Origin of the sequence: Haloferax sp. Q22 (assembly GCF_001482285.1) — an archaeon.
GTDB lineage: Archaea > Halobacteriota > Halobacteria > Halobacteriales > Haloferacaceae > Haloferax.
In genome coordinates this window covers 141,050-156,242 of record NZ_LOEP01000014.1, presented here as the reverse complement: position 1 = coordinate 156,242, position 15,193 = coordinate 141,050, and the positions used below count along the sequence as shown (strand labels likewise).

The 15,193-nt window shown below is 65.9% G+C and carries 13 protein-coding genes; 4 read left to right on the top strand and 9 right to left on the bottom strand.

Annotated elements, in window-relative coordinates:
- Nucleotides 1-28: 28 nt before the first annotated feature.
- The 4 genes from AM590_RS05000 to AM590_RS04985 form a co-directional block, all read right to left on the bottom strand.
- Nucleotides 29-1,333: a helix-turn-helix domain-containing protein gene (locus AM590_RS05000; RefSeq protein ID WP_058826504.1), complete on the bottom strand. Its 1,305-nt coding sequence runs from the start codon at nt 1,331-1,333 to the stop codon at nt 29-31.
- Nucleotides 1,334-1,656: 323 nt separating this feature from the next.
- Nucleotides 1,657-2,259: a hypothetical protein gene (locus AM590_RS04995; protein WP_058826503.1), complete on the bottom strand. Its 603-nt coding sequence runs from the start codon at nt 2,257-2,259 to the stop codon at nt 1,657-1,659.
- 262 nt (nt 2,260-2,521) lie between these two features.
- On the bottom strand, nt 2,522-3,511 hold the full coding sequence (locus AM590_RS04990; RefSeq protein WP_058826502.1) for a Gfo/Idh/MocA family protein: 990 nt from the start codon (nt 3,509-3,511) through the stop codon (nt 2,522-2,524).
- Nucleotides 3,504-4,646 (bottom strand): DegT/DnrJ/EryC1/StrS aminotransferase family protein, encoded by a 1,143-nt coding sequence (locus tag AM590_RS04985; RefSeq protein WP_058826501.1) that lies wholly within the window; start codon nt 4,644-4,646, stop codon nt 3,504-3,506. The genes AM590_RS04990 and AM590_RS04985 overlap by 8 nt, the downstream gene beginning before the upstream one ends.
- Before the next feature lie 249 nt (nt 4,647-4,895).
- Here AM590_RS04985 and AM590_RS04980 point away from each other — a divergent pair, with 249 nt between their 5' ends.
- Nucleotides 4,896-5,504 carry a hypothetical protein gene (locus AM590_RS04980; RefSeq protein WP_058826500.1) on the top strand — a complete coding sequence of 203 codons (609 nt, stop codon included), beginning with the start codon at nt 4,896-4,898 and terminating at the stop codon, nt 5,502-5,504.
- Between the two features lie 292 nt (nt 5,505-5,796).
- Nucleotides 5,797-5,934, top strand: a complete 138-nt coding sequence (locus AM590_RS20405) for a hypothetical protein (RefSeq protein ID WP_172795758.1) — start codon at nt 5,797-5,799, stop codon at nt 5,932-5,934.
- Nucleotides 5,935-6,135: 201 nt separating this feature from the next.
- Here AM590_RS20405 and AM590_RS21090 read toward each other — a convergent pair whose 3' ends face one another.
- From AM590_RS21090 to AM590_RS04955, 5 genes are all read right to left on the bottom strand, one after another.
- Entirely contained in the window at nt 6,136-6,615 is a 480-nt protein-coding gene (locus tag AM590_RS21090; protein WP_253244127.1) for a hypothetical protein, read from the bottom strand.
- A gap of 379 nt (nt 6,616-6,994) precedes the next feature.
- Nucleotides 6,995-7,663: a helix-turn-helix domain-containing protein gene (locus AM590_RS04970; RefSeq protein WP_058826499.1), complete on the bottom strand. Its 669-nt coding sequence runs from the start codon at nt 7,661-7,663 to the stop codon at nt 6,995-6,997.
- 47 nt (nt 7,664-7,710) lie between these two features.
- Nucleotides 7,711-8,544 carry a phosphatase PAP2 family protein gene (locus tag AM590_RS04965; protein WP_058826498.1) on the bottom strand — a complete coding sequence of 278 codons (834 nt, stop codon included), beginning with the start codon at nt 8,542-8,544 and terminating at the stop codon, nt 7,711-7,713.
- Nucleotides 8,541-10,421 carry an ABC transporter substrate-binding protein gene (locus AM590_RS04960; protein ID WP_253805868.1) on the bottom strand — a complete coding sequence of 627 codons (1,881 nt, stop codon included), beginning with the start codon at nt 10,419-10,421 and terminating at the stop codon, nt 8,541-8,543. Before AM590_RS04960 ends, AM590_RS04965 begins: the two co-directional genes overlap by 4 nt.
- A 61-nt stretch (nt 10,422-10,482) precedes the next feature.
- A complete protein-coding gene (locus AM590_RS04955; RefSeq protein ID WP_058826496.1) occupies nt 10,483-11,949 on the bottom strand; it encodes a hypothetical protein in 1,467 nt (488 codons plus the stop codon).
- A 139-nt stretch (nt 11,950-12,088) separates the two neighbouring features.
- Between AM590_RS04955 and AM590_RS04950 the strand changes: the two genes are divergently transcribed.
- Both AM590_RS04950 and AM590_RS04945 read left to right on the top strand, forming a co-directional pair.
- Nucleotides 12,089-13,441 (top strand): aryl-sulfate sulfotransferase, encoded by a 1,353-nt coding sequence (locus AM590_RS04950; RefSeq protein ID WP_058826495.1) that lies wholly within the window; start codon nt 12,089-12,091, stop codon nt 13,439-13,441.
- A 10-nt stretch (nt 13,442-13,451) separates the two neighbouring features.
- Nucleotides 13,452-15,188 carry a glycosyltransferase family 39 protein gene (locus tag AM590_RS04945; protein WP_058826494.1) on the top strand — a complete coding sequence of 579 codons (1,737 nt, stop codon included), beginning with the start codon at nt 13,452-13,454 and terminating at the stop codon, nt 15,186-15,188.
- Nucleotides 15,189-15,193 lie beyond the last annotated feature (5 nt).

Below are 15,193 nucleotides of genomic sequence, written 5' to 3'. Positions count from 1 at the left end.
GAAAGGGACGCGGCCGCGACCGCGCGGGTCACTCGTCGAACGGTGACCCCGCACCCTCGGGCATCGACCCCTCTTCGGCGACGATGTTCTGCCGGCCGACAGAGATCTTCTCTACCGTTCCGAACTCGTCCATGCTCGAAAGCAGTCGGCTGACCTTCGATTTCGACCAGCCCGTCTGCTCGACGATTTTACTCTGGTAGACCCAGCCGCCGTTGTCGCGGAGCAGTTGGATGACTTTGTCCTCATCGGTCAAGACGGGTTGTGACGACTGCTGGAGTTCGTCTCGGTCGAACTCCGGCGGCATCGGTGGCGACTCCGATGCGTCGTCTTCCGCGTCCGCGTCGATCCCGTCCGGCTTGAACAGTTGCGGCGCGGACACCGGTGCTTCGAGCTGGTACTCCGACGAGGCGATGAACCAGCGGCCGCCGACGGCGACGACGCCGAGCAGCGTCCCGCCGGTGAACACGAGCATCGGGGTCGTGCTGCCGTCGGTGGCGTCCGTTCCGAGCTTCCGCTCGAGCCCGTCGTTCAGCCCGTCGCCGTCCGTGTCGGGGTCGACGGGGTCGGTCCCGTGTTCGTACTCGTACCCGTCGTCCAGTCCGTCGCCGTCCGTGTCGGCAGTGCTGTCGTTCGGGGGCGTTCCGAGTCGCATCTCGACGCCGTCGGGGATGCCGTCGCCGTCCGTGTCGGGGTCTGTCGGATCCAGCGAGTTCGACAGTTCGGCCGCATCGTTCAGCCCGTCGCCGTCCGTGTCGGGCGTCGTCGGGGACGTCCCGTAATTTTTCACCTCGGCCCCGTCTTGGAGACTATCCTTGTCGGTGTCCATGAGGAACATCGAGGTGTTGTTGGACAGTTCGTTCGCGTTGCTGAGTTTGTCGCCGTCGATGTCGCCGTCTTTCTGGAGTATCGTGACGTTGACCGTGTCGGTGGCAATCTGCTCCGACTGCCCCGGGAAGCTGTTCCAAAGGACGACGGAGACGTTGCTCGAGCCCTCGAACTCCGAGAGGGATTCGTACGTGAACTCGACGGTCTGCGTGCCAGACGAGACGCTCTTATCGGTGCATTCGACCCGGTCGCCGCTCCCGTTTCTCACGCACACCTCGTAGATGTTCGACTCGTTCGGGGCGTCGAACTCGACCGAGAGCGTGTTGCGTTCGGACGCCCAGAGGAACGTCGACTCCCTCGACTGGTCGACCGGAACCGTGTTCGTGAACGTCCCTTCGATGGACGTTTCGTTGGTCGTCTCGTCGTCCATCGCCAGCACCGGCGCGGGGACGACTGCGCCGGAGAGAACGAGCAGAACCAGAACGAATGTCGCTCGAGCGTACGACATGGTTATCGAAGAGTTACCTCGGCTCGGGCGCGTCGGCTCGGCGGTGACGCGACGTTCGCTTGGCTCGCGGTAGGCCATTGAGAGACTCTACCGGGTGCTCGCGAACGGGGTGGGCGCGCGTCTGAAATCATTGGGGCCAATTTTGCGCTGTATCGATGATTCTAGTTCAGCAATATGAATCTCACGGCTTCAGATGACAAGAGACCTTCATCTGGTGGCCTGGAGAGTTCGGGTCGAGAGACGGATGAACCCCCATGATATAGCGGGTATTTATGTCGGAACCAGACGAACGGCGTGCGCTGCGCGGTAGAACTCGAAAAGCGTTAGTCCTCGTCGCCGGTCTCGAAGTTGTCGAGGACCTGCCAGAACGTGAGGGCCGTGTAGACGCTCATGACCGCGAGCGCGACGAGGAGGTGAGGAACGGAGCCGAGCCCGAAGAGCCCGAGTCCGGATGCACCGATGGCCAGCGTACTCAGCCCCGAGACGGAGAGGTAGTATGCCCCCCACGGTCGCTCGGACTCGCCGTCCATCTCGTCGTCGTCATCGCCGGGGAGTTCGAGGTGAGCGGCGAGTTCGTTTGCGAGGGGTGTCTTCTCGACGATACCCCTGCTCTGATTGTAGTCGATGACGCCCTCTTCGTCGAGTTTCGGGAGGTGCGCTTGGTAGAGGGCGATGTAGACGCGCTGGCGCTGGTCGGACATCAACGCCTGAACGGTCGTATCGTGCTCCCACGCGGCGACCTGCTCCGCGATGTCCCGCATCTGAACCGGTCCCTCGCGGTCGCGCAGGTATTCGAGAACTTTCCGACGGCGCTCGTTCTGGAGCAGGTGGTATATTTCGTCCTTCCCAAGTTCCGTGTTCTGCTCGGCCGCATTCGTATGCTGGTCGATCAGCGCGCTTTCGGTACCGTTCACTTGAGTGGTCATGCTCGCTCCAACCGTTACTGTGACCCCCAATAAAGCGTCAACACCGTCCCGGATTTTCCGAACTGTTGTGAAAACCCGACCGGAATCAAGACGTATTGCAGCAGTTTAGTGACTGTTTCAGACTGTTTCATCGGTGCGTAATCGCAAGACAGCGGCTTTGTTGAACGTTTGACAGCAGTCGAGAAGCGCCCGATAGCGATTCAGCGAAAGTCGGATTGTTGTTCCACCAAAGGCACGTGATAAACCCGGTAAAGCCCGTGTTTCAGTCGACCGTGGAGGTCAGTGGAGCCCCGTCATCGAGTGTTTCCCGCGCGGTCTCGTCGAGCTTCTTCGTCAGCTTCAACACCCGAAGCCCCTGCTCGCCGTCCACGACGGGCTCCGTACCGGTCGAAGCGGCGTTCGCGAACGACCGCAGCTCGCTCTGGAGGGGTTCGACCTGCTCGACCGCGAGCGTCTCCACGAAGTTCTCGTGGCGGTGGCGGACAAGCGACTCGTCGTCGATGTACGAGGGGACCGACGAGCGGTGAATCTCGATGTTCTGGTCGATGTAGTCGACCTTCACGCGGCAGTCGGCCGCCGAGATAGTGAGACCCCGAACTTTCTCTTGGGTGACGCGACTCGTCGTGAGCGACGCCGTCACCCCGGAGTCGAACGCGAGGTTCGCGTTCGCGTGGCTGCAGTCCGGCGTTCCAACGGCGTCGTACGAGTCGACCGCGCCGTCGACGATGTCGAGGACGATGTCGAGGTCGTGAATCATCAGGTCCATCACGACCGTGTCGTCGATGGCGCGGTCGACGGGCGGCCCGAGTCGCTCGGTCGAGACCGCGTGGATGTCGAGGTCGTCGACGAGGTCGCGGAGAGCGCGAACCGCCGGGTTGAACCGCTCGATGTGACCAACCTGTAACGCGAGGTCTCGCTCGTCGGCGATGTCGATGAGCTCCCGGCCGTTGTCCGGGTCTTCGACGAACGGTTTCTCGACGAGGACGTGAACGTCCGATTCGAGGGCGCGCTTCGCGTTCTCGTAGTGGAACTGCGTCGGCACGACGACGGAGACGATGTCCGCCGCGTCGAGGAGGTCGTCCATCGACCGCGCGGTCGTCCCGTAGTCGTCCGCGACGGACTCGGCCCGGTCGTCGTCGACGTCGAAGACGCCGACGAGCTCCGTGTCGCCCAGTTCATCGTACACCCGGGCGTGGTTCTGCCCCATACTCCCGACGCCGATGACCCCGGCCGCGACGGTGCCGTCAGTCATCGGACGCCCCCACGGTAGACGCGCGAGTGCCGGACGGAGGCTCGATAGAGACCTCGTCTCGGAGGACGGTCCCGACTCGCTCGACCTCCGCTTCGGTGAGACTCGGATGGACCGGGATGGAGAGGGCCTGCTCTGCGACCCGCTCGGCGCCGGGCGCACGCACGTCGAGGAAGTCGTAGGCGGGCTGGTCGTGGATGCACCGTGGGTAGTAAATCCCGCACCCGATGCCGCGTTCGTCCAACTGTTCGACGACCGAGTCGCGGTTGCCGACCCGAATCGTGTACTGGTGGTACGAGTGGTCGAACCCATCGGGGACCGTCGGCGTCGCCGCGTCCGTGTCGGCCAACAGCTCGTCGAGTCGCGCCGCGTTCGAGCGACGGTCCTCGATGAAGCCGGAGAGGCGTTCGAGTTGGGCGCGTCCCATCGCGGCCGCGACGCTCGTCATCCGGAAGTTGTGACCGAGCGAGACGTGCCGGTAGCCGTCGGTCTCCCGGCCGTGATTGACGAAGCTCGCGGCGTTCTGTGCGACGGTCTCGTCGTCGGTGACGACCATCCCACCTTCGCCGGTGGTCATGTTCTTCGTCGGGTAAAACGAGAAGCTCGCGGCGTCGCCGAGCGACCCGACCGGCGTGCCGAAGTACTCGGCACCGTGGGCTTGCGCCGCGTCTTCGACGAGGGCCACGTCGTAGTCGTCGGCGATGTCACGGAGTTCGTCCATCGGCGCGGGGAGGCCGTAGAGGTGGACGACGACCATCGCCTGCACGTCCGACTCGAGCGATTCGAGGGTCGCTTCGACCCGCTCGGGGTCGAGGTTGAACGTCTCGGGGTCGATGTCAGCGAACACCGGCTCGGCACCGGCGAATCGAATCGCGTTCGCCGTCGCGACGAACGAAAAGGGCGTCGTCAGAACGCGGTCGCCGGGGCCGACGCCGACCGCTTCGAGCGCCGTGTGCAGCGCGGTGGTCCCGTTCGACGTGGCGACGCCGTGGTCGGCGTCGCAGTAGTCCGCGAACTCGGACTCGAACGTTCGTACCTCGGGGCCGTCCGCGATCATCCCCGACTCGACGACGGATTCGATGCGGTCGAGTTCTTCGTCTCCGAGAACCGGGGAGGCGATACTGATGTCTCCAGTCATCGGCGTCGTCCTCCGTGCGTCGGAGCCGCCGCGCCGTGAAGCGCCGAACAGTCGCGTCGATAATCGCTTGGGTGTGTGCGTCTCATAGCATGTCCTGCGGTCCTGCGACCGCTGTCGAGTGCCAGACACCAGGAACCCATTATTATGGTTTAGATAAGCACACAGCGCCACTGAAGCGTCGATTCCACCGATTCATCGGGGCCGGACACCGTGGTTTTATTTTTATAGATTACATAGCCGGAAACGTCAATGGCTCCAGCGTGGGCACCGGGCGGCCCCGACGACACCGGAGAGGAATCTGGACCCTCACTCGACGACAGACCCGGCCTCGGCGGCGTCACCGAATCTCGACGACGAGACACCATCGTTTCGCTCGTGAACGAGCGTTCCGAGACGCCGTACACCGTCGGCGAGCTGACCGTCGCGCTCTCGGAGTGGTTCCAAGACGAGACGGACGGGATGGTCCCGACGGACGAGGAGATACACAGCGTGCTCTTCGACTTCGACTTGCCGCGGCTCGACGACGACGGTCGTCTCGTCTTCCACCGCGAGAGCGGGCGCGTCTTTTCGCCGACCCACGAGGCGGCCCACGCGACTCGCACGTCGACCGAGATAGACCCGGGTTCGACCCTCGATAACGCGAGAGGCACGGACCGAGGTTCGGTCGCGACCGAGTCGACTGACGACCGAGTGACGGTCTCGCGAAAGCGGTTAGTGAACGTCGGCGTCATCTTGGTTGGCGTCGCCGGCGTCGCCGTCACCGCATCGAGCGTGAGCCCATTCGACACGTCTTTCGCCCTCGTCCCCGCCGCGCTCGTCGTCCTCTTCTTCGGCTACCGCGCCCTCACCGAGGAGTGACGCCAGCGAATCCTTGGGAAGTCGAACGGTTCGTCTCGCGGCACTATTTCGCTCAGTTTACCGGGGCTGTAATGCCGGCCGACGCCGAGTCGAACGCAGAAAACCCGAGAAAGTGACAACATGATATTATGAATGCGCCGTCTTTTCCGTGTCAGTTACAGCCTGAATAAGGATATGCCAATGCACACAACTCACGTCCATGCCTCGTGGACACGTAACAAGCGGGATTGAGACGCCAATCGCTGCCGCTGTGGAGGTCCGGTAACCAATGCTCACGGGACAATTCGTCGCAGTGAGCGCACTGTTCGTCGGCCTCGCGGTCGTCACGTCAGGGCTTGGGCACGTGAACCGCGTCGGACCGTCGTACGTCCGAGCGCGCCAGCTCGTGTTCCTGTTCATGCTGTTCGGGACGGTCACGCTCGCGCTGTGAATCGCGACAGAGGAGCGTCACCCGGCCCGCCATCGAGTCTCACGCCGGCGTCCTCGTCGCGTCGGTGCGCGGAGACGTTCTCTCACGGCACGCTCGGTCGAGTGTCGTCGGTGGCGCCGCCGGGAGGCGATACGACTCGATCCCAAACGCGGTCGGAGGTCCAAGCGGAGTCACGGTGAGGCGACCGAATGGTCGACTCGGCTACTCGTCGTCCTGCGGGAGAACGACGCACTTCCCCGACCCGAGTTGGAAGCGCTCGATTCGTCCCTGCGTCTCCATCCGACACAGCGTTCGACTGATAGTCGAGTCGGACCACCGCGTCCGCTCGACCAGCTGCGACTGCGGCAGTCGCCCGCCCTCGACGATGAGCAGTTGAAGGATTCGGCGCTCGGAGTTGAGCAGTTCGGGGTCGATGCCGAGAAGCCCGCGGTTCGCGTCGGGGTCGGACGATGCGTGTCCCTCGGAACACGGGGACGTGCCCGCCGAATCGGTGGTCGGTGGCCCACCGTCTCTGCGGCCGGACCGATTCGAGAGGGACGCAACGAGACGGACGAACGCGTGCCAGCAGGCCGCGAAACGCGAGGCAATGGCTCGTCGATACCCGAGCGCACTACCCCCGGCTCCGGCGATGCCTGCCACGGTCCCGGCCAAGTGGGTGTCGTCGTTACTGCGGTCCGCCATAGCTCACTATCTGTTCCTCATCTTTTTGTACGTGTTACCAACGTGATTAGGGATGCGTTCTGTGTCATAGATTTCGGTAACGGTCCTCTGCTGGTTCGGTCGCCGGATAGCCGACGGCTCGTCGATGTCGATATCGGGGCGGGAACGAGTACCCGCCGAGCCGAGCGTTCGACGACGGTAGAACCGTCGGGGCGGGGTACGCGATCGATGGGACGCGTAGGGTCCCGGAACCGACAGAACAGAGCGCGCAGTCGGTCCCTCGGACCGACTGCTCAGTGAGAGGTCACAGCGTACGGCTCTGTCGTTCGCACCGAGTACTCATTCCAACAGTTGGTATATCGACTAGACCTCTCGTCTTATCGGTTGCAAGTGCAAGCGCCTAATAAGGGAGACTCGGTGACGGCTGCTCAACGAGCGCCCGCCGAATCAGCCGTTCGTGACCGCGTCGGAGCCGCTGCGAGGTCGCCTGATGGGTGACACCGAGCGTGTTCGAGAGCTCCCTTATACCCGAATCGCGGGGGACGCTGTAGTACCCCTGTCGGAACGCGGTGACGAGGGTGTGGTGCTGCCGGTCGGTCAGTCCGAACCGCGTCGGGTCTCCGAGGTTCTCGGGCGACCGAACTCGTTCGACATCGAACTCCGGCCCGGTGCGTCGCCATCCGTCACCGAGTGACCCGATCGAGTCGCGGTCGCGGGCGAAGACGCGGACCACCCACTCACCGTCTCGGCCGTGGGCGTCGAGAACGCTGAGACCGCCGTCGGCGAACAGTCGCATGAACTCGTCGGCGAGCGGTCTGAGGCTCAGGCGGTAGACGCCGCCGCCGGTTGACGAGGCGAACGGCGCGACCGAACCAACGCTCGGGTCGTCACGAAGCGACGACGCGATCTGCGCTGGGTCGTCGCTCCGGACCCACAGCAGTGGCGAGAGCGTGGGCCCATCGAGTTGCACGGAGCGAACCAGACGCGCCTCGGTGATGGAACTGCGTGAGAGGACATCATCGAGAACGAACGCGGACGCCGGGATTCGAAGTGTAATGATGGCGCTCACGACCGACCGCAGGAATCGGCCGAACCTTATTATCCGGGCGGTAAGGGTCACGCGTCCGCGGACCGGCGGCCGACGAGCCAATCGCCGAACGCGACGCTGCCGACCCCGAGGACGACGCCGGCGACTACGTCGGTCCCCCAGTGAATCCCGAGGTACATCGTCGAGAACGCGACCGCGGCGGCGAGCACCGACGCGACGACGGCCCACGCGGGGTACGTCTCCCGCGTCCGAATCGCAATCGCCGCCGCTGAGACCGAAAGCGACGTATGAAGCGACGGGAACACGTTCGTGTTCACGTTCACCTCGCCGGTGAGTATCTGCGTCTGCGGGTAGGTGCTGTACAGGAGCGACTCGACCTGTCCCGGCAGGAGGTTACGGGGACCGTAGGAGATAAACAGGACGTAGCAGGTCAGGCCGATGGCGTAGTTCACCGCGTACGTGACCGCGGTGAGTTTCAGCGGCCGCTCGTCGGCCGCCGCGAAGTACGCGACGAACGGAAACGTGAGCAGAAAGACGTATCCCGAAAGATACACCCGCGAGAGGACGGCGGTGAGCATCGGCGTCGCGAGCGACTGAACGTGCTGAACGAAGTTCCCCTCGATAGCGTAGATGACGCCGGTGGCGTTCCAGCCCAGCGCCCACGACACTTCCGGGCCGACGCCGCGGGCGACCTTGTTCACGAGGAGAACGACCGCCAGCAGGCAGAGGTACGGCGCGGCCTCGCGCAAGCGGTCGCTCCCCGACCCGTACGCCGTCGCGAGACGCGACGGCCCGATAATAGTGAGCGTTGCGAGCGCCAACGCGACAGCCGCACCGCCGAGCACGCGGGCGAGAACCGCGACGAGCGGTGAGACGCCTATCGAAGACTGAGCGGCGATCATTCTTGAATGAGGAGGTCGCCGTCGCCCGAGTAGGCGTATCCCGCGTCTTCGAACACCGACCGCGCTCGCTCCGCGTCGAGCGTGCCGGTCCCCGAGTCGCCGACGAACTCGAGGTCGGACACGGCCTCGTCCCACGCATCACCCGATGGGACGTACGTCGTCGCGACCAGCGGTGACGACGCCGGTTCGGTCTCGCCGCCGAACACCGAGTCCACGAGGAACTCGCGGTCGACGAGCCGGGCGACCGCCCGCCGGAACCTGGGGTTCATGAAGGGCGGCCGTCGGTGGTTGTAGCCGATGTGATAACACCACTCGGGACGGCTGGTGCGAACGGAGATTCCGGGTTCGTCCGCCGCGGCCGCCCTCGAATCGGCCGACAGCGAGTTCGCCGTCGCGTCGACGGCGTCGGTCGCGAGCAGTTCGACGGCAGCGCCGTCGGAGGGAACGACATCGAACCGCAGCGAGTCGAACGAGAAACCGCCGTCAAACCGGGACAGTCGGCCGTCGAGCGCGTCGGCGGCGAGGAAGTGGTCCTCGAACGGTTCCATCGAAACCGACTCCCTGGCCGCCGTTTCCGTCACGCGGAGCGGTCCGCTTCCGACCGGTTCGAGGTTGTTCCGGACGAGCGCCTCGGTGACGTTGCCGCCGTCGAGCCACGAGACGCTCGTCGGGCGGGCGAACGGCTCCCAGACGTGTGCGGGGAGCACCGGGATCGTCAGCGCGCGCGCCGCGACCGGTTCGCTCACGTCGCCGAACCGAATCGTCACCTCGCGGTCGGACGCGGCGTCGACCGACTCGACGAGCGAGGCGCGGCCGCGGTACCGCGGCGACGGGACCGGCTGGTCGAGCGAGCCGAGCGCCGTGTCGGAGATGAACCGGAAGGTGAACGACACGTCCGCCGCCGTTATCGGCTCGCCGTCGTGCCACGCGAGGTCGTCGCGGAGCCGGACTGAAAGCGTCGTCTCGTCCCCGTCGGCCCACTCCCACGACGCGGCCATCCACGGCCGCATCCGGTCGTAGACCGGACGACCCAACGAGTCGTAGACGAGGTCGAGGAGCGTCCCGTCCGACCGAAACGGCGTCGAAAGCGGGTTGAGATTCTCCGTCGGGCGCGAGTCGCCCAGCGTCATTCGGAGTTCGTTTTCAGCGGTCGGTTCGTCGGTCGTCGTCGCAGGCGTCGAGGTCGGGGCGGGCGTCGACTGCTCGGCCGGTGCGGGCGTCGCCGACGACGTGGCTGTCGACTCGGTCCGCGAGGCGGTCGACGTGGTGGTGACAGCTCTAGCACCGAGATATCCCGTGAGGCTGTGGATTCCAACGCCGTCCGGCCAGTCGACCCGCACCGGCCGCGTCGCCTGAGCCGGGCGCGGGGCCGCGACGGGCGTGAACGGTTGGGCCTCCACGATGCGCCGTTGAATCTCAGCGAGCGTCGCGGCGCGGACGGAGCCGGTCTCGGTCCGCTGTCGCTCCAGAAGCGAGTCCAACGACAGGTCGCCGTATCCGAACGGGTTTTGCCAGCCGCGTCCCGGGCCGTAGCGAGAGTGGAGCAGGGGACGGAGGAAATCCGGGTCGCGCCGGAGCAGCAGCCGGGAGACGTAGATATCGAAGTCGTGGTTCGAGAGCACGTCGCGGAGGAGTTCCTCCCGGCTCATCGGAACCACGGTCGCCGCGACGCCGACCGCCTGGAGGCGAGTGGCGAGGTAGCGGGCGAGCTTCGTCGCCGCCGCGTCGGCGTCCGCGGGGACGGTCTTGATGGAGAGCGAAAGCGGCGTCCGCTCGTCGCGCGAGACCGTCGATTCGAGCTGCCGGACGCACCCGCTGGTCAGGCTCGCGCCTGCGAGCGCCAAAACCGACCGTCTAGAGAGCCGTGTTGATGACATGTACGGGAGGGCAGGTAACTGTCTTGGGGCGCGGTGTCGTTATTATCCGGGGGCTAAGCGCCTAGGTGCCCAAGAAAAGCGGCCACGCGAACAGTAGCAACCACAGGCAAACGGCCGCCCAAAGCGGCGCTCGGTGGGGCTCCGACGCCTCGAATCGACGGTGGCCGGCGACGGCGAGACAGCCGAGCGCGACGAGCACGGCGAACCGGTGGAGGACGACTTCGACCGGGACGACGGCGACTCCTATCATCGCGAAGTCGGCGACGAGACCCGTCCCGTAGCCGACGAACGCGGTGCCGAACCACAGTTCCGAGGAGTACCCCCGCGGCAGGTGAGCGGCGAGGACGGCCGGCGTGAACGCGAACACCGGAAAGAGCAGTCCGGCGATAACCTTCGGATGGTTCGGAACGACGCGTTCGAGTCCGAGAGCGGCCGAGCGGACCAAAACCGGGAGCGCAACGAGAGCGACCGCGAGCGCGACGACGCGCTGGAATCGGTCGTCGGCGAGGCGCGACCAGCGGAGACGCTCGACGAGCGCGCCGAGTTCGTCTCGGCGAGTGGCGAGCGCGGCGAGGCCGCCGACGCCGACGAAGCCGATGGCGAGCACGGACAGGACGGTTCCGACGCCCGCCGCCCTCGTGGGCGTATCGAGTACCGAGGGGGTGCCGCCGCGTTCGGAGCCGGCGCGCTCTGCGGCCTCACTCCAACTGGTCGCCGACTCGACGGGCATGGAGCGGCGCACGTCGTCTCTCGGGAGCGTCGAGAGTTGTGGCGGACCGAGTTCGACAACCGACACCCAGCCGTCAGCGTCGATGATGCCGCCGTTGGCGAACCGCTCGCGACGGACGTCGACGACAGTCGACTGCCGCATCAGGTCCCGCTCGACGACGTGTTGCGGGCCGGACAGGCTCGTCACCGTGTGCCGAAGCCGGAACCAGTCCCAGTAGTCACGGTGGGCCTGAATCGCCGTCCACGAGTCGTCCGGCGTCCCGCCGCCGTACAGGCGGAGGTGGATGCGGCTCCCGAAGTACGTCCCGTCGTGGAGCTGCATCGACTCCGCAATCCACAGCCCGCCCGAGTCCGCGGTGCCGACGAAGGTAAACCGGTCTGCGCCCGTGGCCGACCCCCACGGAGTGCCCGCCTCGGCGGTGGGGGGCTGTTCGGTGGACGCCTGTTGCCACGACTCGTTCGTCTCGTCCCACGTCGCGTCGCGCGAGTACATGAGCAGCGAGCGGACCCGGGCGGGGTTCCCCTCGACGACGACGTTCACCGGGAGCGTCAGCGTCTCGAACGACCGGTCACGGCTGGTGAACGGCCAGAGCCTGTCACCCCGGTCGCCGACCGAGACCAGCCGAACGTCGGCGGCCGATTTCGGACCGTTCGGTGCCGGTTCGGTCGTCGCGGCCGTCGAAACACCCCCGTTCGCGCCGAAGTCGACGACGCTCGCGGTCGGCACCGCTGCCGTCGCCAACAGGAGGACGACACCGAGGACGACGAGGCTCTCGGCCGCCCCGAGACGAGACGCCATTGTGTCGTATTCCCGCCCTCGGGACCCTAATTATTCCGTGCGTAAGGTCCGAGTGGACGGATTCCACGTCGGTGGGCACGGGCGCATCCGCGGTTTAGCATCCAGATAGTAAGACCGTCCACCCACCCACGACTACGCAATGGTCGAGCGGACGCATCTACGAGTCGCCGCGGCAGTCGCCCTCCTCGTCTGCACGGGTATCGTCGGAGCTGCGTACCTGAGCCGGCCGACCGCGGCGGTGACGGACGCGACCGGCGAGAGCGCACGGGTCGCGCCCGCGAACGGGACGACCGTCATCGCGACCGATTCGAACACGTGGCTCGGACGGGAAAGCGACGGGCCGCGAGCGAACGCCGAACTCGTCGCCTTCGGAGCCGACGGTGAGCGGCGATACTACGACGATTCCCACACTCGCTACTGGGATGTCGACCCCGTCGAGGGGACGAACGCGACAGTCGAGTACCTCTACGCGGACCACCTGACCCCCGAGGAGTGCGGCGGCGAGAGCGTGTGCACGCGAAACGGTATCGAGCGCGTGAACCTCACCACCGGGAACGTCGAGGATATTTACAGTCGCGTGACCGTCGGGAAACACTCGACGCGGTGGCACGACGGCGACAGGCTGAGCGATTCGACGTACGTCGTCGCCGATATCGCCGCTGACCGCGTGTTCGTCGTGAACACGACGACGGGCATCGTCGAGTGGTCATGGGACGCGCAGGCGGCGTTCGACCCCGCGACGACCGGCGGGCCGTATCCGTCCGATTGGACCCACCTCAACGACGTGGAGGTGCTCGAAAGCGGGCTCATTCAGGTCAGCCTCCGCAACCACGACAGAGTGGTGTACCTCGACCGCGAGACCGGTCTCGTCGAGAACCGGACGCTCGGAAACGGGTCTCACGACGTCCTCTACGAACAGCACAATCCCGATTACATCGAGAACCCGGACGGCGACGACGCCGTCCTCGTCGCCGACTCTGAGAACAACCGTCTCGTCGAATACCGCGACGACGACGGCGAGTGGGTTCGCTCGTGGGTCTGGCAGGACAAGCGACTCCAGTGGGCGCGCGACGCGGACAGACTCCCGAACGGGCACACGCTCGTGACTGACTCGAACGGCAACCGCGTGTTCGAACTGGACGAGACCGGTGAGGTCGTCTGGAGCGTCCCCGTCGCGTTCCCCTACGAGGCCGAGCGGCTCGGGACCGGCGACGAGAGCGCCGGCGGTCCGCCGGCACACGAACTCGACCTCCAGAACCAGACGGCCGGTGGCTCGCCGCTCGGAGACGGCAGCCCGTCTCAGTCGTCGGTACTCCCCGGACCGGTCGTGAACGCCGTCTACTACGTCCTCCCGCAGTGGATGGGCGTCACAGAGCTGCTGGTGTCCTGTCTCGCCCTCGCTGTCGGACTCGCGTGGGCCGCCGCCGAACTGCGGTGGCTCCCGTACCGCGTCTCGCTCACGAACCCCGTCTCGCTTCGAAAACGAAAGTGAGAGCTACTCCATGAACTCAACGACCGACGACACGGCGAACGGTCTCGACCCCGCGGCACCGGGCCGCGCGAACGCGTTCACCAACGGCGTTCCCGGCCTCGGCCGCGAGAGCCACGCGTGGTTCGCACTCGCCCTCATCGCCGGATTCGTCGTCTCGGTGACGTACGTGGTGACCCACGACTACCCGGCCTACGGGTCCGGGCTGTACCTCGAAATCGCCGAGCAGATTCGAGCCAACGGCTACGCGCTCCCGACGACAATACCGTACTACGACGGTGGGATTCCGTTCGCGTACCCACCGCTCCAGTTCTACGTGGTCGCGTTCCTGACCGACCTCGGCGCCTCGGGGACGACGCTCAGCCTCGTCCTCCCGACCGTCGTCACGGTTCTCTATCTCGTGCCGTACTACGGCATCGCGCTCGAACTCCTCCCGACGCCGCGGCAGGCAGGGGTCGCGACGGCGATTCTCGCGGTCACGCCGCCGGTTCTCCAGTGGCACCTCTCTGCCGGCGGTATCGTCCGCGTGTCCGCGTTCTTCCTGTCTCTCTGCGGGGTTTACGTCGGGGCGAGGCTGTTCCGCCGCGGCACTCGGCGGCCGCTGTGGGTCGGCTCCGGTATCATCTGCTTCGGGCTGACCGTCCTCTCGCACCCGACGTACACCGTCTTCTTCGGCGTCAGTTGGCTCGTCCTCTACGCGATGCTCGACCGGACACTCCCCGGCCTCGTCAGCGGTGCCGCGGTGGCCCTCGGGGGACTTGTCCTCGCCGCACCATGGTGGGTCAACGTCGTCACCACTCACGGCATCGGGGCCTTCGCGGGCGCGGCGGGCAGTCACAGCGGTATCGCCGGCGGCATCGGTCGGCTCCTCGACCAGTTCGTCTATCCGCTGGACCCGACCGTCGTCACGGTGTTCTTCCTCGCGAGCTTCGCCGCCACAGCCGTGCTCGGCTCTCGGAAGAAGTTCACGCTACCGCTTTGGCTCTTCGTCTGCGCGTACGTCATCGGAAAGGAGCGCTTCCAGTTCGTCGCCGGCGCGATGATGATTTCGACAGTGCTGTTCGGCGTCGTCGTGCCGCGGCTGACCGACAGCGTTCGCGGGTCGCTCGACAACCGGCAGCTGATGGCCTCGTCGCTGGTCGTGGTTCTCGTCGTCGCGACGAGCCTCGGCGGGTTCTACGCCGCGAGCGGTCTCGGCGCGGCACACCACGGCAGTCCGAGTCTCCCATCGTTCATGGACGACGACGACCGGGAGGCCATGGAGTGGGCGAGAAACAACACCGATGCGAACGCGTCGTTCGTCGTGCTCTCGGACGCGGCCGAGTTGTTCCCGCACTACGCGAAGCGGACGATGCTCGTGGGGCCGTGGGGCGTCGAATGGAAGAGCCCCGACAGGTACTACGACCAGATTTCGGCGTTCAAAACGGCGAGCACCTGCGAGAACGCGACCTGCGTGACCGCGTCGATGGAGTCCGTCGGCGTCTCGCCCGACTACCTGTACGTCCCCCGCGGGACGTACACCGTCCGGGGGCTCGAAGAAGACGGGACCGAGCGGCTTCGCGCCTCGCTCGCCGACAGTCCCCGGTATCGACGAGTCTACGGTAACGACGGGGTCGTGGTGTACGAAATCATGTCGGACCATACCGACGCCGACGCGAGCATTGATGCCAACGCCGACACTGGCATCGAGACCAATACCGACGCCTCGACGACCGAAGCCGCCGGTTTGTCAGACGCTAAGCGACGCTAACCGAC